General features: G+C 72.7%; 20 protein-coding genes. 12 read left to right on the top strand and 8 right to left on the bottom strand.

Translation table 11 applies throughout. The annotated features are described in order from the left end of the window. Nucleotides 1-158 precede the first annotated feature (158 nt). The 3 genes from RMT89_RS03455 to RMT89_RS03445 all read left to right on the top strand — a co-directional run bounded on the left by RMT89_RS03455 (nucleotide 159) and on the right by RMT89_RS03445 (nucleotide 2,999). Nucleotides 159-1,073 carry a ScbA/BarX family gamma-butyrolactone biosynthesis protein gene (locus RMT89_RS03455; protein WP_315882404.1) on the top strand — a complete coding sequence of 305 codons (915 nt, stop codon included), beginning with the start codon at nucleotides 159-161 and terminating at the stop codon, nucleotides 1,071-1,073. 71 nt (nucleotides 1,074-1,144) lie between these two features. Further along, entirely contained in the window at nucleotides 1,145-1,792 is a 648-nt protein-coding gene (locus RMT89_RS03450) for a ScbR family autoregulator-binding transcription factor (RefSeq protein WP_315882403.1), read from the top strand. A gap of 31 nt (nucleotides 1,793-1,823) precedes the next feature. After that, nucleotides 1,824-2,999: a damage-control phosphatase ARMT1 family protein gene (locus RMT89_RS03445; RefSeq protein WP_315882402.1), complete on the top strand. Its 1,176-nt coding sequence runs from the start codon at nucleotides 1,824-1,826 to the stop codon at nucleotides 2,997-2,999. A 1-nt stretch (nucleotide 3,000) separates the two neighbouring features. Here the strand turns inward: RMT89_RS03445 and RMT89_RS03440 are convergent, their stop codons facing one another. Genes RMT89_RS03440 through RMT89_RS03430 form a run of 3 tightly spaced genes read right to left on the bottom strand, consistent with a single transcriptional unit; the run spans nucleotide 3,001 to nucleotide 5,506 of the window. Beyond that, nucleotides 3,001-4,263 carry a cytochrome P450 gene (locus tag RMT89_RS03440; protein ID WP_315882401.1) on the bottom strand — a complete coding sequence of 421 codons (1,263 nt, stop codon included), beginning with the start codon at nucleotides 4,261-4,263 and terminating at the stop codon, nucleotides 3,001-3,003. Next, nucleotides 4,260-5,096 carry an alpha/beta hydrolase gene (locus tag RMT89_RS03435; protein WP_315882400.1) on the bottom strand — a complete coding sequence of 279 codons (837 nt, stop codon included), beginning with the start codon at nucleotides 5,094-5,096 and terminating at the stop codon, nucleotides 4,260-4,262. Before RMT89_RS03435 ends, RMT89_RS03440 begins: the two co-directional genes overlap by 4 nt. Continuing rightward, the gene (locus RMT89_RS03430) at nucleotides 5,093-5,506 is read right to left on the bottom strand and encodes a hypothetical protein (protein WP_315882399.1); all 414 of its coding nucleotides are present in this window, start codon (nucleotides 5,504-5,506) and stop codon (nucleotides 5,093-5,095) included. Before RMT89_RS03430 ends, RMT89_RS03435 begins: the two co-directional genes overlap by 4 nt. Before the next feature lie 206 nt (nucleotides 5,507-5,712). On the opposite strand from RMT89_RS03430, the gene cyc2 reads away from it, so the two are divergent. Continuing rightward, the gene (cyc2, locus tag RMT89_RS03425; protein WP_315882398.1) at nucleotides 5,713-7,869 is read left to right on the top strand and encodes a germacradienol/geosmin synthase Cyc2; all 2,157 of its coding nucleotides are present in this window, start codon (nucleotides 5,713-5,715) and stop codon (nucleotides 7,867-7,869) included. Here the strand turns inward: cyc2 and RMT89_RS03420 are convergent. Then, nucleotides 7,862-9,400, bottom strand: coding sequence for a hypothetical protein (locus RMT89_RS03420; protein ID WP_315882397.1), 1,539 nt, complete (start codon nucleotides 9,398-9,400; stop codon nucleotides 7,862-7,864). The genes cyc2 and RMT89_RS03420 overlap by 8 nt on opposite strands. Nucleotides 9,401-9,482: 82 nt before the next feature. Continuing rightward, on the bottom strand, nucleotides 9,483-10,196 hold the full coding sequence (locus tag RMT89_RS03415) for a glutamine amidotransferase-related protein (RefSeq protein ID WP_315882396.1): 714 nt from the start codon (nucleotides 10,194-10,196) through the stop codon (nucleotides 9,483-9,485). Between the two features lie 88 nt (nucleotides 10,197-10,284). Here RMT89_RS03415 and RMT89_RS03410 point away from each other — a divergent pair, with 88 nt between their 5' ends. From RMT89_RS03410 to RMT89_RS03390, 5 genes are all read left to right on the top strand, one after another. Beyond that, nucleotides 10,285-11,154, top strand: a complete 870-nt coding sequence (locus RMT89_RS03410; RefSeq protein WP_315882395.1) for a LysR family transcriptional regulator — start codon at nucleotides 10,285-10,287, stop codon at nucleotides 11,152-11,154. Between the two features lie 148 nt (nucleotides 11,155-11,302). After that, a complete protein-coding gene (locus RMT89_RS03405) occupies nucleotides 11,303-11,914 on the top strand; it encodes a PDZ domain-containing protein (protein ID WP_315882394.1) in 612 nt (203 codons plus the stop codon). A 53-nt stretch (nucleotides 11,915-11,967) separates the two neighbouring features. Beyond that, complete coding sequence (locus RMT89_RS03400) at nucleotides 11,968-12,591, top strand: LysE family translocator (RefSeq protein WP_315882393.1); 624 nt, start codon at nucleotides 11,968-11,970, stop codon at nucleotides 12,589-12,591. Between the two features lie 97 nt (nucleotides 12,592-12,688). After that, nucleotides 12,689-13,813, top strand: a complete 1,125-nt coding sequence (locus RMT89_RS03395) for an aminopeptidase P family protein (protein ID WP_315882392.1) — start codon at nucleotides 12,689-12,691, stop codon at nucleotides 13,811-13,813. A 48-nt stretch (nucleotides 13,814-13,861) separates the two neighbouring features. After that, nucleotides 13,862-14,794, top strand: a complete 933-nt coding sequence (locus tag RMT89_RS03390) for an aminoglycoside phosphotransferase family protein (protein WP_315882391.1) — start codon at nucleotides 13,862-13,864, stop codon at nucleotides 14,792-14,794. 168 nt (nucleotides 14,795-14,962) lie between these two features. Here the strand turns inward: RMT89_RS03390 and treZ are convergent, their stop codons facing one another. Next, entirely contained in the window at nucleotides 14,963-16,708 is a 1,746-nt protein-coding gene (treZ, locus tag RMT89_RS03385; protein ID WP_315882390.1) for a malto-oligosyltrehalose trehalohydrolase, read from the bottom strand. A gap of 173 nt (nucleotides 16,709-16,881) precedes the next feature. Between treZ and RMT89_RS03380 the strand changes: the two genes are divergently transcribed. The 3 genes from RMT89_RS03380 to RMT89_RS03370 all read left to right on the top strand — a co-directional run bounded on the left by RMT89_RS03380 (nucleotide 16,882) and on the right by RMT89_RS03370 (nucleotide 19,368). After that, entirely contained in the window at nucleotides 16,882-17,433 is a 552-nt protein-coding gene (locus tag RMT89_RS03380) for a DUF1707 and FHA domain-containing protein (RefSeq protein ID WP_315882389.1), read from the top strand. Between the two features lie 190 nt (nucleotides 17,434-17,623). Further along, a complete protein-coding gene (locus tag RMT89_RS03375) occupies nucleotides 17,624-18,940 on the top strand; it encodes a M14 family zinc carboxypeptidase (protein ID WP_315882524.1) in 1,317 nt (438 codons plus the stop codon). Next, complete coding sequence (locus RMT89_RS03370) at nucleotides 18,937-19,368, top strand: SSI family serine proteinase inhibitor (RefSeq protein ID WP_315882388.1); 432 nt, start codon at nucleotides 18,937-18,939, stop codon at nucleotides 19,366-19,368. Before RMT89_RS03375 ends, RMT89_RS03370 begins: the two co-directional genes overlap by 4 nt. 33 nt (nucleotides 19,369-19,401) lie before the next feature. Here RMT89_RS03370 and RMT89_RS03365 read toward each other — a convergent pair whose 3' ends face one another. After that, nucleotides 19,402-20,652 carry a M14 family zinc carboxypeptidase gene (locus RMT89_RS03365; RefSeq protein ID WP_315882387.1) on the bottom strand — a complete coding sequence of 417 codons (1,251 nt, stop codon included), beginning with the start codon at nucleotides 20,650-20,652 and terminating at the stop codon, nucleotides 19,402-19,404. 297 nt (nucleotides 20,653-20,949) lie between these two features. Continuing rightward, entirely contained in the window at nucleotides 20,950-23,295 is a 2,346-nt protein-coding gene (treY, locus tag RMT89_RS03360) for a malto-oligosyltrehalose synthase (protein ID WP_315882386.1), read from the bottom strand. Nucleotides 23,296-23,309: the final 14 nt, after the last annotated feature.

Raw genomic sequence — 23,309 nt, 5'->3', positions numbered from 1 at the left:
CCGAGTTGACCGGATGGCCCACGGTACGACGGCCCGGACGCGTACCGATCCTGGTCACCCTGGTCTCATTGAAAACAAACCGGTCGGCTCGTACTCTAGCGCTCACGGCACGGGCACCTCGCCGTCTGTCAACACTGTCGGGGGAGCCAGGGAGAGACATGCCTCAATTGCCGCAACTCGCCTATTTCCCCACGGCTTCCGAGACCCTCACGGCCACCGTGCCCCGTCAGCTGGTGCACCGCGCGGCCGTCGCCGAGACCCTTCTCACCGGCTGGCACCGGATCGGAACCGACCAGTTCAGGGTAGCCGCGCAGTGGCCGCGAGCCCACCCGTTACACGTGTCGAGCGACCGTAGGGCGTACGACCCGCTGCTCGTGACCGAAACCGTCCGACAGAGCGGAACGCTTCTCGCGCACACCGAGTACGACGTGCCGCTGGGCCAGCGGTTCGTACTCCAGGAGCTGTCCGTCAGCACCCGTGCGGAGCACCTGGCCGTGGGCCCCGTACCCGCCGAACCGACCGTCGCCATCAAGATCTTCGGCGTCCGCCGACGCGCGGGCCGGGTGACCGCGTTCCGCCTCACCGCAGCCGTGATCATAGAGAACACGCAGGTCGCGAGCGCGTACTTCGCCGCGTCCTGGACCAGCGAGTCCGTCTACCGCAGGCTGCGCGGCGGCCGTACGCCCGCCACCGTCAGCGCGCTGCCCCCGCCGGCCGGACTGGCGCCCGCCCTGGTGGGCCGCACGGTCCCCGCCGATGTGGTGCTGGCCCCGCCGGACCGGCCGGGGCGATGGCAGTTGCGAGTAGATACCGCACATCCCGTTTTCTTCGACCATCCACTTGACCATGTCCCCGGCATGCTGCTTCTGGAGGCGGCCGGCCAGGCCGGCCGGGCGGTGTGCGGCGGACAGCGCGCTCCGGTGTCGTTCCACGCGACCTTCGACCGCTATGCCGAACTGGACCTGCCCACATGGATCGAGGCGCAGCGCGGTCCCGAGGAGCAGATCCAAGTCGTCGGCATCCAGGGGGACTCGGCAGTCTTCGCATGCCGGGTGGGTACGGCTGGGCGGTGAGCTATTGTGTACGGGGAGTAAAAAACAAACGGCATGACCCGTTCTTTTCCGCCCCAGGAGTGTTCAAGCCGATGGCGAGGCAGTTACGCGCGGAACAGACCCGCGCGACGATCATCACCGCTGCCGCTGACCTGTTCGATCGTCGCGGCTACGAATCGACCAGTCTGAGCGACATCGTCGAGCACGCCCAAGTCACCAAGGGTGCCCTGTACTTCCACTTCGCGGCGAAGGAGGACCTGGCCCGCGCGATCATGGAGCTGCAGTCCCAGGCCTCCCGCCAGATAGCCGGCGAGATGGACGCCCGCGGCTACTCCTCCCTGGAGGCGCTGATGCGGACCACCTTCGGCGTCACCCGGCTGTCGGTCGAAGGCCCGATCCCCCGCGCCGGGCTCCGGCTGGCCACCGGGGGAGTGGCCGTGAAGGCGCCCCTGCAACACCCCTTCACGGAATGGCTGGACATCGCCTCCCACAAACTCCTCGGCGCCGTCAAGGAGTCGGACGTCCATCCGGACGTCGACGTCGATGCCGCGGCCCACTCCCTCGTCTGCTTCTTCGTCGGCACCCGAGTCGTCGGCCGCTCGCTCGAACCCGTCGCGCGGCAGCCCCGCCGGGTCGCCGAGATGTGGCACTTCCTCATCCGCGGCATGGTCCCGGTGCCCCGCCGCCCCCGCTACCTCACCCTCGCCACCCAACTGGAGCGGGAGGCCCGTGGCGGCTGAAACCGGCCCGGTGCGCGATACGGTCGGCCGCATGCACGACACCCCGCCCGTGATCCTCGGCGACGAACCCGGCTCCTTCCCGCACAGCGTCCTCACCGAGCGGCATCCCGCGATCATCCGCCAGGTGCGCGAGGCCTTCCCGTACGGCCCCGAGCGGCAGGCCGCGCTCGACGCGCTCCTCGACGACTGCACCAAGGGCGTGATCGAACCCCTCCCCGCCGATGCCCACGACCGGGACCGGTGGCAGGAGTGGGGCACCGCCGCCTACTCCGGACGCCCCTGGACCGACGTGCCGTGGCTGTGGGCGGAGAGCTACTTCTACCGCCGACTCCTCGACGCCGTCGGCTTCTTCACCCCCGGCGCCTGGCAGGGCATCGACCCCTTCCGGCCCGCCAAGCTGGCCGAGCTCGACTCCGCCGAGACGGACGAGGAGCTGGCCGCGCTGGACGAGCTGGCCGGCCGGTCCGAGGCCGAGCAGGACCGGGCCCTGCTGCACGGCTCCCTGTGGGGCAACCGCGCGGACCTCGGCTTCCGGCTGTCCGCGGCCGACGGTACGACGCCGGAGGGCACCCCGCCTCTGGTCGCCGACGACAGCGCGGCCCTCTGGTCGCTGATGCCGCCCGCCGCCCCGGCCCCGCTGCTCTGCCTGGTCGCCGACAACGCGGGCCGCGAACTCATCCCCGACCTGCTCCTGATCGCCCACCTCCTCACCCGGCGGCGCATCCAGCGGGCCGTCCTCCAGGTGAAGCCGTACCCGTACTTCGTCTCCGACGCCACCCCCGCCGACGTACTCGACTCCCTGCGCCGGCTCAGGTCCGCACCGGGTTCGGCGCGGGCATACGGCGACGCGCTGTGGGCGGCGCTGACCGACGGCCGGCTCACGGTCCGCGCCCACCCGTTCTCCTGCGCGCCCCTGCCGTACGAGCGGATGCCCGACGACTTCCGCGCGGAACTCACCCCGGCGACCCTGACCGTGCTCAAGGGCGACCTCAACTACCGGCGCCTGGTGGGCGACCGCAGATGGCCGCCGACCACCGCCTTCGCCGACGTCACCGCCTGCTTCCCCGGCCCGGTCGCCGCCCTGCGCACCCTGAAGTCCGAAGTGATCACCGGCCTTCGGGCCGGAACGGAGGCCGCACTGACCGCGGCCGAGGACCAGCGCTGGCGCACCAGCGGGACACACGCCCTGATCCAGGTGCGCCGCTGACTCATGTCACCTGCACCGGCAGTGACTTGGTCCCGTTGATGAAGTTCGACACCAGCCGCCCCGCCGGACCCGCGGTGCGCAGCACCGGCAGCGCCCGCATCGCCTCCCGGTACAGCACCCGCAGTTGCAGCCGGGCGAAGTGCGCGCCGAGGCAGACGTGCGGGCCGTCGCCGAAGGAGATGTGCGGATTCGGCGCACGGGTCAGGTCCAGCCGGTCCGGCTCCGTGAAGACCCGTTCGTCGCGGTTGGCGGAGGCATGGAAGACGACGACCTTGTCCCCGGCCCGGATCCGCCGCCCAGCGAGCTCGGTGTCGTAGTCGGCGGTACGGCGGAAGGTCAGCACCGGCGGATGCCAGCGCAGCAACTCCTCAACGGCGGAAGCGAGTTCGATCGCCCCGGCGCGCAGGCGCTCGTACGGCCCCGGGTGCTCCGCCAGCGCCAGCAGCCCGCCCGGTGCCGCGGCGCGCACGGTGTCGTTCCCGGCGATCGTGAGCAGAAAGAAGAACATCTCCAGCTCGGCGGAGGTGAGTTCGGCGTCGTGCGCGAGGATGGTGAGGACGTCGTCGGCCGGGTAGCGCCTTTTGTACGCGGCCAGTTGGCGGGCGTACGCGAACATGTCCCGCAGCATCGCAGGGGAGCGCGGGTTGACCGGCTTGCCCGCGTCGTCCAGCACCGGCGGGCCCGCCTCGTCGGGATCCTGGTAGCCGATGACCCGCTGGGTCCAGTGCAGCAGCAGCTCGCGGTCCGGTTCCGGGACGCCGAGCAGGTCGGCCAGGTTGAGCAGGGCGTAGTCGTCGGTGACGGCGGCGACCAGATCGACGGTGCCGTCCGCCTCACGGGCCGCCTCCAGGGCGCCCGCGAACAGGTCCTGGGCGCGCTTCTCGGCCACGGCGGTGAAACGGTCGACGCGTCCCGGCGTGAACGCCCGGCTCACCAGCCGTCTCAACCTGCCGTGTCCCGGCGGATCCTGATTGAGCATCATGCGCCGGATGAACGGCAGGTCCTCCGGGTCCGGATCCCGGATCTGGGTGGCGCCCAGCTGGGACGAGTACGTCAGCGGGTCCTTGAGCACCCGGACCACGTCCGCGTGCCGGGTCACCGCCCAGAACCCGGGACCGGCCGGCCAGCCCAGCACCTCGGGCTCGTCCTGCCAGGCCACCGGGTGGTGGTCGCGCAGGACGCGGTAGGCGGCGTAGGGGACGCCGGTGGCGTACTGGCGGGGATCGAAGACGTCGGGGACGGGCGGGGACGGGCGGACGGTCACGCCTCCTCGCCCTCGGCCGTCAGAACAGCCTCGTCCGCCTCGTGCGCCTCGTCCGCCTCGTCCTCGTCATCGGCGTCGAGGAAGGCCTCCACCACCTGGATCAGCTCCAGTGGGGTCTCGTCCATGGCGTAGTGCCCGGCGCCGGACAGCTCCCGCACCTCGCCGTACGGATACCAGCGCCGCCAGGTCTCCCGCAGCAGCCCGGCCGACAGCGCGGGGTCGAGCCGGCCGGCGACAGCCAGCGCGGGCACCCGGACGCCCGCCACCTCGGCGTGGAAGTCCTCCCCCGCCCAGGAGTCCAGCCAGGCCCGGAACGCCTTCGGGTCGCTGACCTCGAGCGAGCGGCGGACCATGCGGTCCAGCCAGGCGGCGGGGCGGACGCCGCCGGTGGTGAAGTCGATGATCGTGCGGCGGTGCTCCGGCAGGTGCGCCGAGTCCGCGAAGAGCTCCCACTGCTCGGCCGGGAGCGGCAGCCCCGAGGCGGGCACCGGAGAGACCCCCACGATCCGGCGCAGCCGCCCGGGCGCAAGACCCATCAGCCGCTGGGCCACCGACCCGCCCATCGAGTGACCCACGACCGAGAACCGCTCCCAGCCGAGCCGGTCGGCCAGCTCCAGGAGGTCCTGCGCCGCCTCGGCCGTCGAGTACATGCCGACGGCGTCCTTCGCCTCGCCGTAGCCGCGCAGATCGACCAGCGCGTAGGTGAAGGACGTGACGTCGAGGTCGGGCAGGACGCTCGCGTACGCGGACCGGTCGGCGAACCAGCCGTGCACCGCGAACACCTTGTGGGCGCCGTCGCCGTGCAGCTCATGGGGGAGCGAGAAGGAGGTCATGCGCTTACGGTGGCGCCCCGGCCCGGGCAGGGCAAGAGCGCGCGTTTCAGCGGACGTACCGGGCTCGGCACCGCGCTGGCCGACGGCCAGGTAGTTGTCCAGTAGAGGCGGACCGCGGTGCCGCCCGCGTCGTGGTCGAACTCGCTGATCAACAGCCCATCGGGGTCGGCCCGTTGGATCGTCTCCGCGACATTGCGCGCCTGGACGTTGTCCGGGGTGGACAGGTCGGCGACGAGCGCGCCCTCCGCGGAGCGGTTGAGGGAGGCGTTGAAGGTGGCGAACCGGACCGCGCGGCCGTGGCGTTCGGCCGCAGGGGCCGCTGCGGCCGGCCACGCGGCGGTGCCGGCCGCCGCCGCCCCGGTGAGCGAGGCGAGGGCGGTACGACGGGACAGGGCGTCGGGCTGGTTCATCGGGACCTCCCGTGGGAGAGGGACACTCGCGTGAGGAGAAGGACACCTCGTGAGGAGGGGACACGAGAACCTCCGTGGTCTGCGCGCGTAGAGGTGAACGCCACAAGGTTCCCTGGGAATTCGGAGGTTCATCCCGGATTCACGCGATGGTGTGATCATGTCCCGGCCCGAGGATGGCGCCCCGGGGCGCCGGGTAGTGCCCGGCCATGACGCAGCCCTTCGAACTCCCGCACTTCTACATGCCGTATCCCGCGCGGCTCAACCCGCATGTCGACGAGGCCCGCGCCCACTCGACCGCGTGGGCACGCGAGATGGGCATGCTGGAGGGCTCCGGGATCTGGGAGCAGTCCGACCTCGAAGCACACGACTACGGACTGCTCTGCGCCTACACCCACCCCGAATGCGACGGACCCGCCCTCTCCCTGATCACCGACTGGTACGTGTGGGTCTTCTTCTTCGACGACCACTTCCTCGACATGTACAAGCGCACCCAGGACCGCGCCGCCGGCAAGGCCCACCTCGACCGGCTCGCGCTGTTCATGCCGATGGACCTGTCGACACCGATGCCCGAGCCCGAGAACCCGGTCGAGGCCGGTCTCGCCGACCTGTGGACGCGCACGGTCCCCGCGATGTCCGCCGACTGGCGCCGCCGCTTCGCCGTCGCCACCGAGCATCTGCTCAACGAGTCCATGTGGGAGCTGTCCAACATCAACGAGGGCCGGATCGCCAACCCGGTCGAGTACATCGAGATGCGCCGCAAGGTGGGCGGCGCCCCCTGGTCCGCGGGTCTGGTGGAGTACGCGCGCGCCGAGGTCCCCGCCGCCGTGTCCGGGACCAGGCCGATGAGGGTGCTGATGGAGACCTTCTCCGACGCCGTGCACCTGCGCAACGACCTGTTCTCCTACCAGCGCGAGGTCGAGGACGAGGGCGAGCTCAGCAACGGCGTCCTGGTGCTTGAGACCTTCTTCGGCTGTACGACCCAGGAGGCCGCCGACACCGTCAACGACGTCCTCACCTCCCGGCTCCACCAGTTCGAGCACACCGCCCTCACCGAGGTCCCCGCGCTGGCCCTGGACCGGGGCCTGACGCCGGACGAGGTCGCCGCCGTCGCCGCCTACACCCAGGGGCTCCAGGACTGGCAGTCCGGCGGCCACGAGTGGCACATGCGCTCCAGCCGGTACATGAACGAGCACGCCCGCTCCACCACCCCCTGGCACGGCCTCTCCGGATCCGGCACCTCCGCCGCCGACATCGGCGCCCTGCTCGCCTCGGCCGGCGCCGAACGCATGCGCGCCTACACGCATGTGCCGTACCAGAAGGTCGGACCGTCCGTGATCCCCGACCTCTACATGCCCTTCCAGGTGGAGCTCTGCCCGCACCTTCCGGGAGCCCGCCAGGGTCTCGTCGAGTGGTCCCATCGCATGGGCATCCTGGAGGAGGGCGTCTGGGACGAGGACAAACTCGCCGCCGCCGATCTGGCCCTGTGCTCGGCGGGCCTGGACCCGGACGCGACCCCGGAGGCCCTCGACCTCAGCGCCCACTGGCTCGCCTGGGGCACCTACGGCGACGACTACTACCCCCTGGTCTTCGGTCACCGCCGCGACCTGGCCGCCGCCCGTCTCACCACCGAGCGCCTGGCGGCCTGTATGCCCGTCGACGGCGAGGAGGTCCTCGTCGTCCCCGCCAACGCCATGGAACGCGCACTCGTCGACCTGTGGGCGCGCACGACCGCCGAGATGACGCCCGAGCAACGGCGCACCCTCAAGGACGCGGTCAATGTCATGACCGAGAGCTGGGTGTGGGAGCTGAACAACCAGCTCCAGAACCGTATCCCCGACCCGGTCGACTATCTGGAGATGCGCCGCGCCACCTTCGGCTCCGACCTCACCATGGCCCTGTGCCGGATGGGCCACGGCCCCTCGGTGCCGCCGGAGGTGTACCGCAGCGGTCCGGTGCGCTCGCTGGAGAACGCCGCTGTCGACTATGCCTGCCTCCTCAACGATGTCTTCTCGTACCAGAAGGAGATCGAGTACGAGGGCGAGATCCACAACTCGATCCTCGTCGTGCAGAACTTCTTCGGCTGCGACTACCCGACCGCCCTCGGCGTGGTGCACGACCTGACGACCCAGCGCATGCAGCAGTTCGAGCATGTCGTCGCGCATGAACTGCCGGTCGTGTACGACGACTTCGACCTCTCGGACGAGGCCCGCGACGCCATGCGGACCTATGTGTCCGACCTGCAGAACTGGATGGCGGGCATCCTGAACTGGCACCGCGAGGTCGACCGCTACAAGTCCGACTACCTGGTCCGCCGCGCCCACGGCTTCCTGCCGGACCGGCCGCCCGCCCTGCCCGTCAGCTGAGGTCCTTGACGTCCCGCACCCGCTCGGCGGTCTCCTCGGCGAGCTCCCGGACGCCCTTGGCGGCGTTCCCCGAGAGCTCGCCGAGTATCGCGTCGGCAGCGGTGAGCAGGGTGCGGGCCGCCTCCGGGAGATCGGCGTCGACGAGCGCTCGGGTGAGGGCGTAGTGCTCCTCGGCTATGAAGCGGCCGAAGTTCACGTGGGTCCAGTGGCGGAGGGAGTCGTCGCCGGGGTCGGCCAGGATGGCGCGTATGGATCCCAATGAGCCGGTGGCCTGGGGGAGTTGTCCGCACGCGCGCTCCAACCGGGCCTGGTCCAGCCGGCCCGAGATCCGGTCCCACGCCGTTTCCTGGAGCCTGGCGTTCAGGCGCAAGGCGCGCAGCGCCTGGGGGAGGTCGCCCGCCCGCTCCAGTTCCCGGGCGAGCCGGTCGAGCTGTGACGTCTCCGGTCGGGTCGGGTCACTGGGCCGTCGCAGTGTGCTCTGGTCCAGGAAGATTTCGTCGAGCTCGCGGATCAGGGCGACCCGGGCGAGTTCGGTCATGCCTTGGTCCAGGGCCAGTTCGGTCCAGGTGGCGAGCGATTCGTCGGCAGGGTCCGCGCCGACCATCCACTCGTCCAGCTTTTCGGCCCAGCGCCGCAACTCGGCCGCGTCCGATCCCGGTTCGGGGATCTCGCTGAGCCCGCAGTGCGTGTCGAAGTCCGTCTCGCGGACCTCGTGCAGCAGCGGCAGATCGGCGACGTCACCGCGCAGCCCCACGAGGACCGCGGCGAGCCGCAGTTCGTCCGTCATCGACGACTCCGTCTCGCGCCGCAGTAGGTGTCTGAGCAGCGCCAGGTCGCCCTCCGCCCGGTCGAACTGCGCGGCCCGCAGGGCGAGTCGACGCCGTACGGGATCCCCGGCCACCGAGTCCCACGCGGCACGGTCGCCCGCCCGCAACAGGGCCAGATCCACGCGGCCCTGGGCGAGCACCGGCTCCCACAGCGGTGGACGGGGGTGCTCGTCGAGCAGCCGGTAGGCGAAGCCCTCTTCCTCGGCGAGCAGGAGGAAGTCGGGCTCGGTGCGCAGGAGCGCGGTGTGCAGCAGGGTCACCAGCTCGACCGGGGAACGGTCGGGGAAGCCCAGGGCGGCGCGGAGTTCGGCCCGGGCCTCGTCGATGTCGTAGTCCTCGCGGAGTTCCTCCTCCGCCTCCGCGACGCGCGCGAGGATCGCCTCCTCGCCGTCCTGAGGGGACAGGTCCACGCAGTCGAACCAGCAGGGCAGGCCGATCACCACCTCCAGCGCCTCGTCGACACTGGAGCCGATGATCCCGGCCCCGCCCTCCGAGTCGGCGTAGAGCATCGAGCCGTCCGCGCACACGAAAAACGTACCGCCCGCGCCCGTGCCCGCGACGACCTCTATCGGTTCGCCCGAGGCGAGGCGGACCGGCTCGACATGGCCGTGGGTCGCGCGGCTCAGGTCGAAGTCGAACGGGAACGCGGCCAGTTCGGCCAGGTGCGGGTCCTGGCGCAGCTTTCGCAGTGCGTGATCGGTCATGTCACAGAACGTAACAGCCGTCACTGACAACGGGCCCGCCGCCCCGTCGAGCCCACCGAGGCCGACACCATGCGCCCCCGGCTCACACGGGCTGACGTGCGTGCTCCACGGCGGCCCGGGCCCAGGCCTTGACCATCGGGTGCGGTCGCGAGCCGTCACCGGACAGCTCCGGCTGGAAGAGCGAGGCCAGGAAGAAGGGGTGGCCGGGCAGTTCGGCGATCCGGACCTGTCCGTCCTCGTCCCGCCCGGAGAAGCGCAGGCCGTGCGCGGTCAGGGTGTCGAGGTGGCGCGAGGGGCCGTACGCGCAGAAATAGCGCTCGACCGTCCGATCCGAGCCGATCACGGACTGCGCGAGCGAGTCCGGCTCGACCACGACCACGGCCTCGTGACCCACCAGCGAGCAGGCCAGCGGCTCGATGATCAGGTCCTCGGCGGAGGGGTCGTTCTCCGCGTGCGCCACGCCGGTGAGGCCGCAGACATGGCGGGCGTACTCCAGCACCGCGTGCTGGAACCCGGCGCACGTCCCCAGGAACGGGATGCCCTCCTCCCGTGCGGTGCGGATCGCCGCGATCACACCGGCCTCGCTGCGGTACGGGCTTCCCGGCACCACCCACACCGCGTCGAACCCGTCCACCGCCCCCGGCTCGCCGGCCTCCTCGGTCGGGATCCAGTACGCGTCGAGAACCAGCCGCTCACGGACGGCGAGGGCGTCGAGCAGCAGGGGGATACGGGTGTGGGACACGACATTGGGGGAGCGGTCGCCGACGAGGGCGATCAGCGCTGGGGTCTCGGTCATGCCCTTCATCCTGGGCGGGAGGCCGAGTTCACGTCCAACGATGATCCCTGCACTATCGATAAGCAAAGCTGATGGGACCCTGGTGGGCATGGACCCGCATCTGCTGCGCACCTACGTCACCGTCGCCCGCCGCGCCTCCTTCTCCGAGGCCGCGCGCGAACTCGGCTACACCCAGTCGGCGGTGTCGCAGCACATCGCGGCCCTCGAACAGGACCTCGGCACCCCGCTGCTCACCCGCAGGCCTGTCGCCCCCACGGCGGCCGGCGAACGGCTGCTGGAGCACGCCGGGCCCTTGCTGTTGCGCCTGGAGGCGGCGCGTGCGGAGGTCGTACGGATGGCCGCCGCGCCCACCCACAGTCTGACGCTCGCCGCCGCACCGACCGCCCTCGGCCCCCGGGCCCTCGCCGTGCTCCCGGCCGCCGGGGTGACCTTGAAAGTCGCGCCCCGGGACGAGATCCCGGCGGCCGTCGCCACCGGCACCGCGGATCTCGGCCTCGTCGACGGTCTCGCCGCTCCCAGCGACCCGCTGCGGCTGCCCGACGTGGCACCGCTGACCACGCGCGGCGCGGGCGAGGAGCCGGTGTGCGTGCTGCTGCCGGACACGCATCCCCTGGCCCGGCGCCCCGGCCTGCGCCTCGGCGACCTCGCCGACGCCCGCTGGCTGGACGCCCCCGAGGCGGGTCTGCCGCTCACCCAACTCCGCGCGGCGGGCGGCGGCCACGGCTTCCGCCCCTCCCTGCGCTACGAGGGGACGGACGTGCGCCTCCTGATCGCGCTGGCCGCGGCGGGGCACGGACTGACGCTGCTGCCCCGCTCGGTGGCGACGGCGGTGCCGGGCGGCGTCGCCGTGCCGATCACCGCCCCACGGCTCGTGCACCGCACGGAACTGGTGCACGCGGGCTCGCTCCAGGGGGCGGCGCGGGAACTGGCGGCCGCACTCACGGCCCGTGAGGAGTGACGTCCCGTGAGGAGTGACGGCCCGTGAGGAGGGAGGCTTCCGCTCCTGACCACCGGTCAGTCTCACTCGTTCGTGGCACGTCGTGCGCCGGCGCCCCGGGTAGTCCTCCTGCCGGAGGTGATCCGTAGCCTCCAGCCGGAGGCGAGCCATGGAACAGACCGCGTTGCGTCCCAAGCCGATGCCCGGCCAGGAGCCCGGCGGTGGCAAGAGGCCGGCACCCTCCCGTCGCCCGCACGCCGCGCGCCGGCGCGGACGCCGGCTCACGACCCTGCTGTTCGCGCTGTTCGTCGGCACGGTCCTGGTCCTGTCCGGCGTCGGACTCGGCACGGTGGGAGCCACGGTGATCGGCATGAGCAGACTCGCCGAGCTCCAGAAGGCGGCGCCCGGCGCCCCGCCGGCCTCGGTGGATCCAGGCCCTCGCCCCACCCCGTCCGCCACCCCGAGCCCGGCGCCCACGCCCGCCACCGCCACCCCGAGCCCGGCGCCCACGCCCGCCACCGCCACCCTGGGCCTGGTGGCCGTGGACGCCGAGAAGGCGGGCGCCCAGGTCGTCGGCGTCCATGTGCCGGGCCCCGGTTACTCGGCGGGCCTGGTCCGCGGTGACGTCCTCCTCGTCTTCGGCACGACCCGGATCGACAACGCCGCCGACCTCGCCCGCGCGGTCGCCCGGGCCCGCCCTGGCACCGAGGTCACCCTGACGGTGCGTCATGAGAGCGGGGGCTATCAGCAGCTGACCGTCGTCCCGGGGGTCGTCACCTGACCGGTGACGGAAAACCCCTGTCCCCGGGACCGCGTCCCGGCCACCATGACCCCATGCTGACCACTCTCGTAGCCTTCCTGGGTGCCTGCACCCTGGTGGCAGCCTCACCCGGGCCCAGCACGGTCCTGATCATCCGGCAGTCGCTGCGCAGCCGCCGCTCCGGCTTTCTGACCGTGCTCGGCAACGAGACCGGCGTCTTCGTCTGGGGCGTCGTCGCCGCCTTCGGCCTCACCGCCCTGCTGACGGCCTCGGAGATCGCGTACGACGTGATGCGCGTCGTCGGCGCGGTGGTCCTCGTCGGCTTCGGCGTCCAGACGCTGCGAGCGGCGCGCCGCACACGACACGAGCCGGAGAACGCGGCCGAGGAGGGCGGCGCCCGGAGCGGTTGGGCTTCCTACCGCGCGGGGCTGCTGCTGAACCTCGCCAACCCCAAGGCGGCCGTCTTCGCCCTGTCCTTCCTGCCGCAGTTCGTTCCCGACGGCGCCCCGCACCTGCCCGCGATGGTGGGCCTCGCCGCGCTGTGGGCGGTCTACGAGATCGGCTACTACGGCCTGTACGTGTGGTTCGTGGGCCGGATGAAGAGCCTGCTGTCCCGCGCGGGAGTGCGCAGGCGGCTGGAACAGGTCTCCGGAGGCGTGCTGCTGCTACTCGGTGTCCGCATGGCCCTGGAGGGCTGACGGCGGCCCCGAAAGACCCGTCGACCGGCTCGCGCCGCCCCCGCCGTCCGGGCAGGATGCTGCCCGTAGTCTCCTTCACCCGCCCAGGGAGGCCCGGATGACCGCCCGTACGCCCGCTCCCTTCACCGCCGACGACTACCGCGCCCGAATGGAGCGCGCCGCGCGGGCGGCCGCCGACTCCGGTCTCGCCGGGCTGCTCGTCGCGCCCGGCCCCGACCTGGTGTGGCTCACCGGCTACGCACCGCCCGTCACCGAACGGCTCACCCTGCTCGTCCTCGTCCCGGGACAGGATCCCGCCCTGATCGTCCCGGCGCTGGAGGCCCCCGACGCCGCGAAGGCGACCGGGGGGCCCGCCCTGGCCCTGCGCGACTGGACCGACGGCAAGGACCCCTACGCCGCCACCGCGGCCCTGCTCGATGCGGGCGGCCGGTTCGGCATCAGCGACAACGCCTGGGCCATGCATCTGCTGGGCCTGGCGAGGACCCTCCCCGACTCCTCCTACGCCTCCCTCACCGAGGCGCTGCCGATGCTCCGCGCCGTCAAGGACACGGCCGAACTGGAGCGGTTGGCAGCCGCGGGCGCGGCTGCGGACGCAACGTACGAGGAGATCCGGAAGGTTCCCTTCGCCGGGCGCGCGGAGTCCGAGGTCGCCGCGGACCTGGCCCGGCTGCTGCGGGAGCACGGGCACGAGACCGTCGACTTCACGATCGTCGCCTCCGGCCCGAACGGCGCCGATCCGCACCACGAGGCCGGGGACCGTGTCATCGAGCGCGGCGACATGGTCGTCCTCGACTTCGGCGGCCTGCTCGGCGGCTACGGCTCCGACACCTCCCGCACGGTCCACGTCGGCGAGCCCACCGACGAGGAGCGCCGGATCCACGACATCGTGCGCGAGGCCCAGGAGGCGGGCTTCCGGGCCGTACGGCCGGGCGTCGCCTGCCAGGAGGTGGACCGGGCCGCCCGCGCGGTCATCACGGGCGCCGGGTACGGCGAGTACTTCATCCACCGCACCGGGCACGGCATCGGCGTCACCACGCACGAGCCGCCGTACATGATCGAGGGCGAGGAGCAGCCGCTCGTGCCCGGGATGTGCTTCTCCGTGGAGCCCGGCATCTATCTGCCGGGCAGGTTCGGGGTCCGTATCGAGGACATCGTCACGGTCACCGAGGACGGCGGCCGGCGTCTCAACACGACGACCCGCGAGATGGTCATAGTGGACTGAACGGCCCCAGGAGTCCCAGCACCCCTCTAGTGACAGACGGCGCGACCCATGACCCAGGCACCGACACCCACCGCGGACACCGTCCGCCGACTGGTCCGTTCCCTGCTCAAGGACGGTGCGGACGACACCGCAGGACCCGAGGTCCGGCCCGTCGCCGAGGGCGCCGAGCCCGTCACCTGGTGGGTCGGCGCCCGCCATGTGCTGCGCCTCGCCCCCGACCGTGAGACCGCCGTCCGGCAGCGCCGCGAGCTGCGGCTGCGCGACCTCGTCCGCCCTCACCTCCCGGTCGCCGTGCCGACGAGCGTCGCGCACGGCGAGTGGGCGGCCGGGCTGACCTACACGCTGGACACCAAGGTGCCCGGCGGCTCGGCCCAGGAGCACGACGTGTCCGCCCTTGGCGAGGCCGACCTGGCCGGACTGCTCACCGGGCTGCGCGAGGTCCCCCTGCGGCAGGCCGAAGCGCTCGGCGTGCCGCGCACCGGACCGCGCTCCCTGGAAGCGCTGCGGCGCCGTGCCGAACGCGCGGCAGGGCGCCTCGCCGCGGCCGACGAGTTCGATCCCGCCCGGATGCACCAGCTCACCCAGCCGGCCGCGGTCCAGCTCGCCGCCCAGTCCGCCGGCGCCGTCCTCGTCCACCACGGCCTGACCGGCGAGCACCTGGTGGTCAGCGCCGACGGCCGGGTGCGCGCCGTGCTCGGCTGGACCGACACCGTGGTCGGCGACCCGGCCGAGGACATCGCGGGTCTCGCCCGCGCCGTCGGCTCCCCGGCCGCCGTCCGCGCCGCCACCCTCGCCGGCTATGGCGCCCGCCCCTGTCTGCGCGGCCTGTGGCTGGCCCGCTGCGACACCGTCGTCCACCTGGCCGACGCCCTCGACGGCACGCCCCGCGCCTCCCTGCCACTCCTGCGGCGGCAACTGGAGCTGGCCTGGGAGGCGATCCTGCTGGAGCGGGTGACCGAGCTGCGGGACGAGGAGTCCTAGGGGGTGTTTTGAAAGTCCTGTGCGGTGCCCGCGGTGTTCGGTGCGTGCCCTCGGCGTGCCGGACGAAGGCCCTCGTACTGGACGTACTTGGGTCTTTGGCCGGTGCGGCGAGGGTGCGTGCCGGGCGCCGTGGGTGCTGTGCGGGACTTTCAAAACACCCCCTAGGGCTCACTCCTGGAGCAGCACCACACACGACTCCCCGGGCAGGCGCAGCACCCCGTCCTCGCCCGGCCCCTCCACGGGCTCCCACGCGGCCAGTACGCGCGCGTGACGGGGCCCCAGCGGGATCCGGGCCGGTTCCTTGGCGAGGTTGACGGCCACGCGTACGTCCCCGCGCCGGAAGGCGAGCCAGCGCTGCTGCTCGTCGTGGGCGACCTTGGTGTCGGCGAGGTCGGGGTCGGTGAGGTCCGGCTGCTCGTGCCGCAGGGCGATCAGCCGGCGGTACCAGGCCAGCACCCGCGCGTGGGGTTCACGCTCGGGCTCGGACCAGTCCAGACAGGAGCGGTCCCGGGTCGCCGGATCCTGCGGATCGGGTACGTCCTCCTCGGCCCAGCCGTGCGCGGCGAACTCCCGGCGTCTGCCGCGCCGTACCGCCTCGGCGAGTTCGGGGTCGGTGTGGTCGGTGAAGAACTGCCAGGGCGTTGCCGCCGCCCACTCCTCGCCCATGAACAGCATGGGCGTGAAGGGCGCGGTCAGGGTCAGCGTGGCCGCGCAGGCCAGCAGGCCGGGGGAGAGGGTGGCCGCCGGCCGGTCGCCCTGGGCGCGGTTGCCGACCTGGTCGTGGGTCTGGCTGTAGCCCAGCAGCCGGTGCCCGGCCACCCGCGAGCGGTCCAGCGCCCGCCCGTGGCGCCGGCCCCGGAAGCTGGAGTACGTGCCGTCGTGGAAGTACCCGCCGGTAAGGGTCTTGGCGACGGCGGCGAAGGGGGAGCGCCCGAAGTCGGCGTAGTAGCCCTGGGACTCGCCCGTCAGCGCGGCGTGCAGGGCGTGATGGAAATCGTCGTTCCACTGTGCCTGGAGCCCGAGCCCGCCCTCCTCGCGCGGGGTGATGATCCGGGGGTCGTTCAGGTCGGACTCGGCGATCAGGAACAGCGGCAGGTCCAGCTCGGCCGCCAGCGAGTCCACCGCCGTCGACAGCTCCTCCAGGAAGTGGCACGCGCGCGTGTCCCGCAGCGCGTGCACCGCGTCCAGGCGCAGCCCGTCGATCCGGTAGTCGCGCAGCCACGCCAGCGCGCTGCCCACGAGGTAGTCGCGCACATCGTCGGAGCCGGGCGCGTCCAGGTTGACGGCGGCGCCCCAGGGCGTGTGGTGGGTCTCGGTGAAGTACGGCCCGAAGGCGGGCAGATAGTTGCCCGAGGGGCCGAGGTGGTTGTGCACCACGTCGAGGACCACACCGAGGCCGAGTTCATGCGCCCGGTCGACAAACCGTTTCAGCGCCTCGGGGCCGCCGTAGGGCTCGTGCACCGCCCACAGCGACACCCCCTCGTACCCCCAGCCGTGCCGGCCCGGGAAGGGGCACACCGGCATCAACTCGATGTGAGTGACGCCGAGTTCGACGAGATGCCCCAGCCGCTCGGCGGCCGCGTCCAGGGTGCCCTCGCGGGTGTACGTGCCCACGTGCAGCTCGTAGAGGACCGCGCCCGGCAGCGGACGCCCGGCCCATTCGGCGCGCCAGGTGTAGCGCCCGTGGTCCACGACGGCGCTGCGCCCGTCGGGTCCGTCCGGCTGGCGGCGTGAGCGCGGGTCGGGCAGCACCGGCCCGTCGTCCAGCGCGTAGCCGTACCGGGTGCCGTCCTCCGCGTCCGCCTCCCCCTGCCACCAGCCCTCTCGCTCCGGATCGCGCTCCAACGCGCGCGTGGCGTCCCCGTAATGGAGCGTCACACGGCCGGCCTGCGGTGCCCACACCTCGAACTGCACGGACGGTTCCCCTTCGTCTGCTCACCGTGATGTAGCCCGTCCATGGTGCTTCAAACGAGATCAATCCGCTTTTGAATCTTCCCTTTTGCGGCGGGTGTCGTGGGGTACGCACGCGTGGCGGGTGTTTTCCGGTTTTCTGGACACTCCGGCCCGGCTGTCCGACAATCACGAGCGTGACGTCGTCATTCGAATTCAACACGTACCCCGCGCGGCTCTCCGACGCGGAGCGCGACAAGGCGCTGAAGGTGCTCCGTGACGGCGTCGCCATGGGCCGTCTCTCGCATGACACGTTCATCCGGCGCATGGAGCTGGCCCTCGCCGCCCGCCGCGCCGACGAACTGCTCGTCCTCACCGCCGACCTGCCCCAGGAGAACCGGTTCTCCCGGCTGCTCTTCGGCACGGTCGAGGCGGTCTCCGGGTTCGGTGTACGGCTGCGCAGGGCCTGGCAGGCCGAGCGGCTGCCCAAACTGCTGCTGCCCCACCCCGGCGGCGGCCACCCGCTGCGCATCGGCCGCGACCCCGCCAACGGTCTGCGTCTGACCCACGAGACGGTCTCGCGCGTGCACGCCGAACTGACCCGCCACGGCGGTATGTGGGTACTGCGGGACCTCGGCTCGACCAACGGCACGACGGTGAACGGCCGACGGGTCATCGGGGCGGCCGTCGTCCGCGAGGGCGATCAGGTCGGCTTCGGGCAGCTGGCGTTCCGGCTCGCCGTGAACTGAGCCGAACCTTAGCTCTGGCCTTGGCTTTACGGGGTGCGGTGGGGGAAATCCCTGTGCATGCGCGGGTGTTGACGTACCCGTCGAAGTCGTGACTGACTGTGCGTACCCCATGCACATCAGGTGAATCGACGGCACCGGCTCGCGGAGGTGCGCCCTGCTGCCACTCCTCCGCTACCCGAGCGCCGACGAACTGGGCGCCCGGGCGGCCGCGTTCGTCACCCGCCATCCCTCGGACGCGCGGCTGCGCCGTGTCGGAACCTCCCGCGCGGGCAGTCCCCTGTGGCTGCTGTCCGTCGGCCACGGCAGCCGCCATGCCCTCGTCGTCGCGGGACCGCACGCCAATGAACCCGTGGGCGGTGCCACCGCCCTCCGGCTCGCCGAACGCGTCCTCGCCGACCCCCGCCGCCACGAGGACGCCGACGCCACCTGGAACCTCCTGCTCTGCCTCGACCCCGACGGCCTGCGCCGCAACGAGGGCTGGCTGCAGGGCCCGTACACCCTCGGCCGCTACTTCCGGAACTTCTTCCGCCCCGGCTTTCTGGAACAGCCCGAATGGCTGCCCGACGGCGCGGAGCAGGCCACGCTGCCCGAGACCCGCGCCCTGCTCGCCCTCCAGGACGAACTGCGGCCCTTCCTCCAGTGCTCGCTGCACGGCGTCGACGTCGGCGGCGGCTTCGTCGAGCTCACCCACGACCTGCCCGGCTTCCCGCGCCGCCTCGCGCACACCGCGGCCCGCCTCGGCATCCCCCGCGAACTCGGCCCGTACGACACCCTGTACTGGCCGCGTCTCGGTCCCGCCGTCTACCGGATCCCGCCGCCACGCCGGGGCGACCTCGCCGCGGCCATCACCGAGGCCGCCGTGGAGTCGACGTGGTTCCACCCCTACCGCTACGGCACGGTGACGGCGGTGGTGGAGGCACCCATGTGGGGCGTGGCCGCTGTGGAGGACGACACCACCCCTGCCGACGCGGCCACTGTCCTGCGCACGATCAGCCGGGCCCTGCGGCACGACTCCCGGCTCCTGGCACGGCTTCTCGCCCGCCTCCGCCACCATCTGCCCGCCACCCGCGACACCGCGCAGCTCCTCGCCCCGGTCGACGACTATTTACTGGTCTGTCCCGGCCTCGCCGACGCGTGGGACCCCGACATGGTCACGGCCGACGCCCAGCCGCTGCCCCTGCTCAGCACAGCCCACCTGGCCACCCTGCGCATCGCCGGGCGGCGGCTGGCGCTGCGCACCGCGGGGCTGCTGCACCGGCTGGTGACCGGCGCGGGCCACGACCCGGCCGGTGTGCTGCCGGAGCTGGACCGGCTCATCGACCTGTGGTGCGCCGACTACCGCGACGGCTGCGGGGCACGGTGGATACCGGTCGCACGCCAGGTCGAATACCAGTCCCGAGTGGTGCTCGCCGCGTTCGACCTGGCCTCGCGGCACACACGCGCGCGTTCCCGTTCGGGTGAGCCGGGGTGGGGTTCCGAGGCCGCGGTGCCGATGCATCGGGAATGACACACTCCACCACAGTGAAGGCGGGACGGGCCGGTGTCCGGGGCGCCCTGCTTGCGGCCGCCTCGCTCCTCGTCCTCGCGACGGTTCCGGCGCAGGCCGCCGAGCGGGAGACCCTCCCGGGCAACTGGCTCTACCTCACGCTCACCACGGGGAACGCCCAGTCCAGCGACACCCGCGGCACGCTGCTGATGTGCAACCCGCCACAAGGCCACACGAGCGCTGCCGAGGCCTGCGCCGAACTGGCCGCCGTCGACGGCGACATCGACCGCATGACGCCGAAGGACACGGTCTGCCCGATGATCTACGCCCCCGTGTCCGCCAAGGCGAGCGGCCAGTGGAACGGCCGCCCGATCGAGTACCGGGGGACCTTCGGCAACGCCTGCGAGATGGAGGCGCGGACGGGGGCGGTGTTCGCCCTGGACGACTGACAGGCTGCGAGCGCTGCACGCGCGCGTGGCGGTTCACGCCGCCCGGTCACGCGCGTGCAGGGCCGCCGCGACGACCGTGCGGGACTGGTGCTCGATCTGGTGCTCCAAGGGCACCCAGCGGGCCCGGAACCGTCGCTCGAAGGAACTGCTCCAGGACGCCACGAGCCGTTCCAGGGCCGGCGCCGCACGGTCCTCGGCCTCCTGCAGCACCCGCAGCAGCATGGCGGCCGACCGCAGCGGCAGCCGGCGCCCGAAGGCGTCCACACTGCCGATATACGCGCGCGTGTTGTCCGCCGGGACCGTGTGCGTCCAGTCCGCCGCCAGCCCCGGCACCAGCTCCAGCGCCCACCGCGAGGCCCGCAGCAGGGGCCCGTCGACGCCGTCCAGACGGGGCAGCACCTCGGTGAGCACCCGCTCCACCTCCAGCGCGTCCCGTATCAGCCGGCCCGCGAGCCGCCGCATCGCCGCCGCCGGCGCCGGATGCGGTACGGGGTCGTCGACCAGGTCACTCGCCCACATCGGCACCTCCACGACCGCCGTCAGACCGCCGTACCGGTGGACGTGGTGCCAGGTGCTGTGCCGGGCGTCGTCGGGCATGCTCGGGTACGCCGCTCCCGCCCCCGGCGCCGGCATCACATGCACGCCGGGCCCGGACGCGGGCCAGCCCGCGGCGTCCGAGGCACCCGTCTCCACCGGGATGTTCAGCTCCGCCGCCGACTTGGCGAACGGCTCGGCGAGCCCGGGCAGGTCCTTCGTCAACTGCACCCAGCTGCCGCCCAGATCGGTGCCGTGCAGGGTCGCCTGGAGGTAGGGGCGCAGTTCGTCGATGACCCCGGTCAGGGCGCGGGTCTCCGGCGGCAGCCGGTCGGGCGGCAGCACGGCGGGCGACCACTCCGGCTGCTCGGGACCCGCCGGCCGGAAGAAGCCCAGGTGGTAGTCGAACAGGCTGCGGGGCGCCGGGGTGACGTGCAGGCTGGCCCCGTCCGGGTCGGCGCACAGCAGGAAGTGCCAGGAGGTGTCGGCCCGCAACGCCCGTTCGCGCAGGACGCGTTCGGCGAGCGCGAGAAGTGTGGGGCCGCCGGTCGGTTCGTTGGCGTGGGCGCCCGCCACAACCAGCACGGCGGGCCTCGCACGGCCCACCGACAGCAGATGGAGGGGACGGCCGGCTCGCGAGACACCCACCTGCCGCAGGGTGCACAGACCCGGTCGTTGTGCCGCCAACGCCCGGGCCGCCGAGACGACTTCGGTCACCGTGGGGTAGCGCAGCTCCGGCAGGAGACTCACCCCCGTCACATCCGCCCGGCTTCGCAATCCGCAGTACCCCACGGCCGCAGTGCACTGTCAAGGTCACACGGGGGGAGGCTCCAGGGGGCGCCCAGAGGCATTCACCGCCAGCAGGCAGAGCTGTTGGTGCCAGCGGGAGTCGTGGGAGGGGAACGGGGTGCGCGAGCCCCGGTGCGGACCGGAGCGGGGGCCCTCGTCACCACGCGCCGGTCGCCGGGCGCGAGCACCGGGAGCACACGCGGGCACGAGCCGGTCGCAGGGCCCGCCCCGCGGCGCACGGCGGGCGTGGGCGCGCCCTCAGACCCGCTCCAGCAGCACCACCGGTAGCCGCTCGAAGAGCTCCTCCACGCGCGCGTGCCCCGTGAACTCCCGCTCCGGCGCCAGGACGTCGGCCCACCGGCCCGGGGGCAGCTCCAGCCGCGTCTCCCGCCAGCCGCCCGCCTCCGCCAGCCGCAGCGACAGCCGGGTCACCGCGGTGACCACCTCCTGCGAGCGGGCGAACGCCACACAGTGCGCCGCCGCCGGGCCCTCCGCGATCAGCGGCGTGTACGTCGCCGCCTCACCGAAGGCGGCCGGCCGGCGTGCGCGCAGCCGCAGCGCCGCCGCGGTCAGCGTGTTCTTCTCGTCGGCGTCCAGGGGCGGGAAGCGCACGGGCCGCCGGTTGTCCGGGTCCACCAAGGCCCGGTACTCGCCCTCCGTGCCCTGGTACACGTCCGGCACCCCCGGCATCGTCAGATGGACCAGCGCGATGCCCAGCACGTTGGCCCGGATGTGCGGTTCCAGCCGGCTACGCAGGTCGGCCACGTGGGCGCCAGGGGGGCCGCAGGGCCCCGCCTCGACGAAGGCCGCCACCGCCTCCTCGTACGGCGGTTCCTGCTCCGTCCAGCTCGTGAACAGCCCGGCCTCGCGTACATGCTTCAGCAGGGCCCCCCGCACCCGCTCCGGGTCCGCGGGACCGAGCCCGAACACCGTCTGCCAGGCGGCCCACGCCAGTTGCGCGTCCGGCACCCCCTCGCCGGTTCGGGTCACCTCGGCCAGGACATCCGCCCAGCGCTCCGGGCACTCGGTGAGCACCGCCAGCGCGGCCCGTACATCGGCGCTGCGCTTGGTGTCGTGCGTCGACACGACCGTCCCCGTCGCCGGCCAGTCGCGCTGCACGCGCGCGCAGTACGCGTGGAAGTCCTCCGGTGACATCGCGGGACTGCCCGGGTTCCCGCCCACCTCGGTCGCCGACAGCAGCGGCACATAGCGGTAGAACGCCGTGTCCTCCACTGACTTGGCCCGCAGCGCCGACGCCGTCTGCGCGAAGCGGGTACGGAACTCGGTGTGGTCGGGACCGTCCCCGGCCCGCCCGAGCACCAGATCGCGTACGACGTCGACCGCGCCGGCCTCCTCGGGGACGACGAAGGCGTGCCGCGCCTCGGCCGCCGCCTCCTCGGTGACCACGGCGGCCGGGTCGCCGGAGGTGTAGGGCCGGTAGACCTCAAGACGGACCAGCAGCTCCTGGAGCGCGGTGCGCAGCGCCCAGGGCGCGCGGTCGCGCAGCGCGGTCTCCGGCGAGGTGGCGCACACCCGGTCGGCCACCCGGGTCAGCCGCTCGGTCTCCGCGGCCAGCTCGTGCGTGAGCACCTTGTACGCGGCCCGCCGCACCGTCGCCTCCCACTGGCCGCCCCGGTCCGTCTGCGGGGCCGCGAGCCGCCGGTACTGGCCGAGGAGTTCCCCGCATCCCGCCGGGTCCGTGAAGAGGCCGTCGATGTGCCGCAGCGCGTCGTAGCCGGTGGTGCCGGCGACGGGCCAGGCGGCGGGCAGCTGCTCGCCGTCCGACAGGATCTTCTCCACGACCGTCCAGCGGCCCCCGGTCGCCTCGTGCAGCCGCCGCAGATACGCGTCGGGGTCGGCGAGGCCGTCGGGATGGTCGACGCGCAGCCCGTCGATCACTCCCTCGTGCAGCAGCGCGAGGATCTTGTCGTGGGTGGCCTCGAACACCTCCGGGTCCTCCACCCGCACCCCGATCAGTTCCGAGATGCTGAAGAACCGGCGGTAGTTCAGCTCGGTCCGGGCCAGCCGCCACCACGCGAGGCGGTACCACTGGGCGTCCAGGAGCTGGGGCAGCGGCAGTTCCTCGGTGCCCTCGCGCAGCGGGAACGTCTGGTCGTAGTAGCGCAGGACGCCGCCGTCGATCTCCAGGCGGCCGAGCTCATGGCCGAGCGGACCGCCGAGCACCGGCAGCAGCACCTGCCCGCCCTGTGCCTCCCAGTCGATGTCGAACCAGCGCGCGTACGGCGACTTGGGGCCCTCGCGCAGCACCTCCCACAGGGCGCGGTTGTGACGGGGTGCCATGGCCATGTGGTTGGGCACGATGTCCACGATCAGGCCGAGGCCGTGGTCCCGCGCGGTGCGTGCCAGCGCGCGCAGCCCTTCCTCGCCGCCCAGTTCCGCACGCACACGCGCGGGGTCGACGACGTCGTAGCCGTGCGTCGAGCCGGGCACCGCCTCCAGCACGGGGGAGAGATGCAGATGCGAGACGCCGAGCGAGGCCAGATACGGCACCGCCTCGGCCGCGGCAGCGAACGGGAACTCGGGCTGCAGCTGCAGCCGGTACGTGGCCGTGGGCGCCACCGGGTCAGGTCGCTCAGGTGTCATGGAAACGTACGTAC

Origin of the sequence: Streptomyces sp. P17, from assembly GCF_032436805.1 — a bacterium.
Lineage (GTDB): Bacteria > Actinomycetota > Actinomycetes > Streptomycetales > Streptomycetaceae > Streptomyces.
The sequence above is the reverse complement of the archived record's forward strand: the minus strand, read 5'-3'. Positions and strand labels throughout refer to the sequence as shown.

Excerpts from the sequence above, each read along its gene's own strand:
- RMT89_RS03455 (WP_315882404.1), top strand. The coding sequence starts at position 159 with ATGCCTCAATTGCCGCAACTCGCCTATTTCCCCACGGCTTCCGAGACC.
- RMT89_RS03450 (WP_315882403.1), top strand. The coding sequence starts at position 1,145 with ATGGCGAGGCAGTTACGCGCGGAACAGACCCGCGCGACGATCATCACC.
- RMT89_RS03445 (WP_315882402.1), top strand. The coding sequence starts at position 1,824 with ATGCACGACACCCCGCCCGTGATCCTCGGCGACGAACCCGGCTCCTTC.
- RMT89_RS03435 (WP_315882400.1), bottom strand. The coding sequence starts at position 5,096 with ATGACCTCCTTCTCGCTCCCCCATGAGCTGCACGGCGACGGCGCCCAC.
- RMT89_RS03430 (WP_315882399.1), bottom strand. The coding sequence starts at position 5,506 with ATGAACCAGCCCGACGCCCTGTCCCGTCGTACCGCCCTCGCCTCGCTC.
- cyc2 (WP_315882398.1), top strand. The coding sequence starts at position 5,713 with ATGACGCAGCCCTTCGAACTCCCGCACTTCTACATGCCGTATCCCGCG.
- RMT89_RS03420 (WP_315882397.1), bottom strand. The coding sequence starts at position 9,400 with ATGACCGATCACGCACTGCGAAAGCTGCGCCAGGACCCGCACCTGGCC.
- RMT89_RS03415 (WP_315882396.1), bottom strand. The coding sequence starts at position 10,196 with ATGACCGAGACCCCAGCGCTGATCGCCCTCGTCGGCGACCGCTCCCCC.
- RMT89_RS03410 (WP_315882395.1), top strand. The coding sequence starts at position 10,285 with ATGGACCCGCATCTGCTGCGCACCTACGTCACCGTCGCCCGCCGCGCC.
- RMT89_RS03405 (WP_315882394.1), top strand. The coding sequence starts at position 11,303 with ATGGAACAGACCGCGTTGCGTCCCAAGCCGATGCCCGGCCAGGAGCCC.
- RMT89_RS03400 (WP_315882393.1), top strand. The coding sequence starts at position 11,968 with ATGCTGACCACTCTCGTAGCCTTCCTGGGTGCCTGCACCCTGGTGGCA.
- RMT89_RS03395 (WP_315882392.1), top strand. The coding sequence starts at position 12,689 with ATGACCGCCCGTACGCCCGCTCCCTTCACCGCCGACGACTACCGCGCC.
- RMT89_RS03390 (WP_315882391.1), top strand. The coding sequence starts at position 13,862 with ATGACCCAGGCACCGACACCCACCGCGGACACCGTCCGCCGACTGGTC.
- RMT89_RS03370 (WP_315882388.1), top strand. The coding sequence starts at position 18,937 with ATGACACACTCCACCACAGTGAAGGCGGGACGGGCCGGTGTCCGGGGC.
- treY (WP_315882386.1), bottom strand. The coding sequence starts at position 23,295 with ATGACACCTGAGCGACCTGACCCGGTGGCGCCCACGGCCACGTACCGG.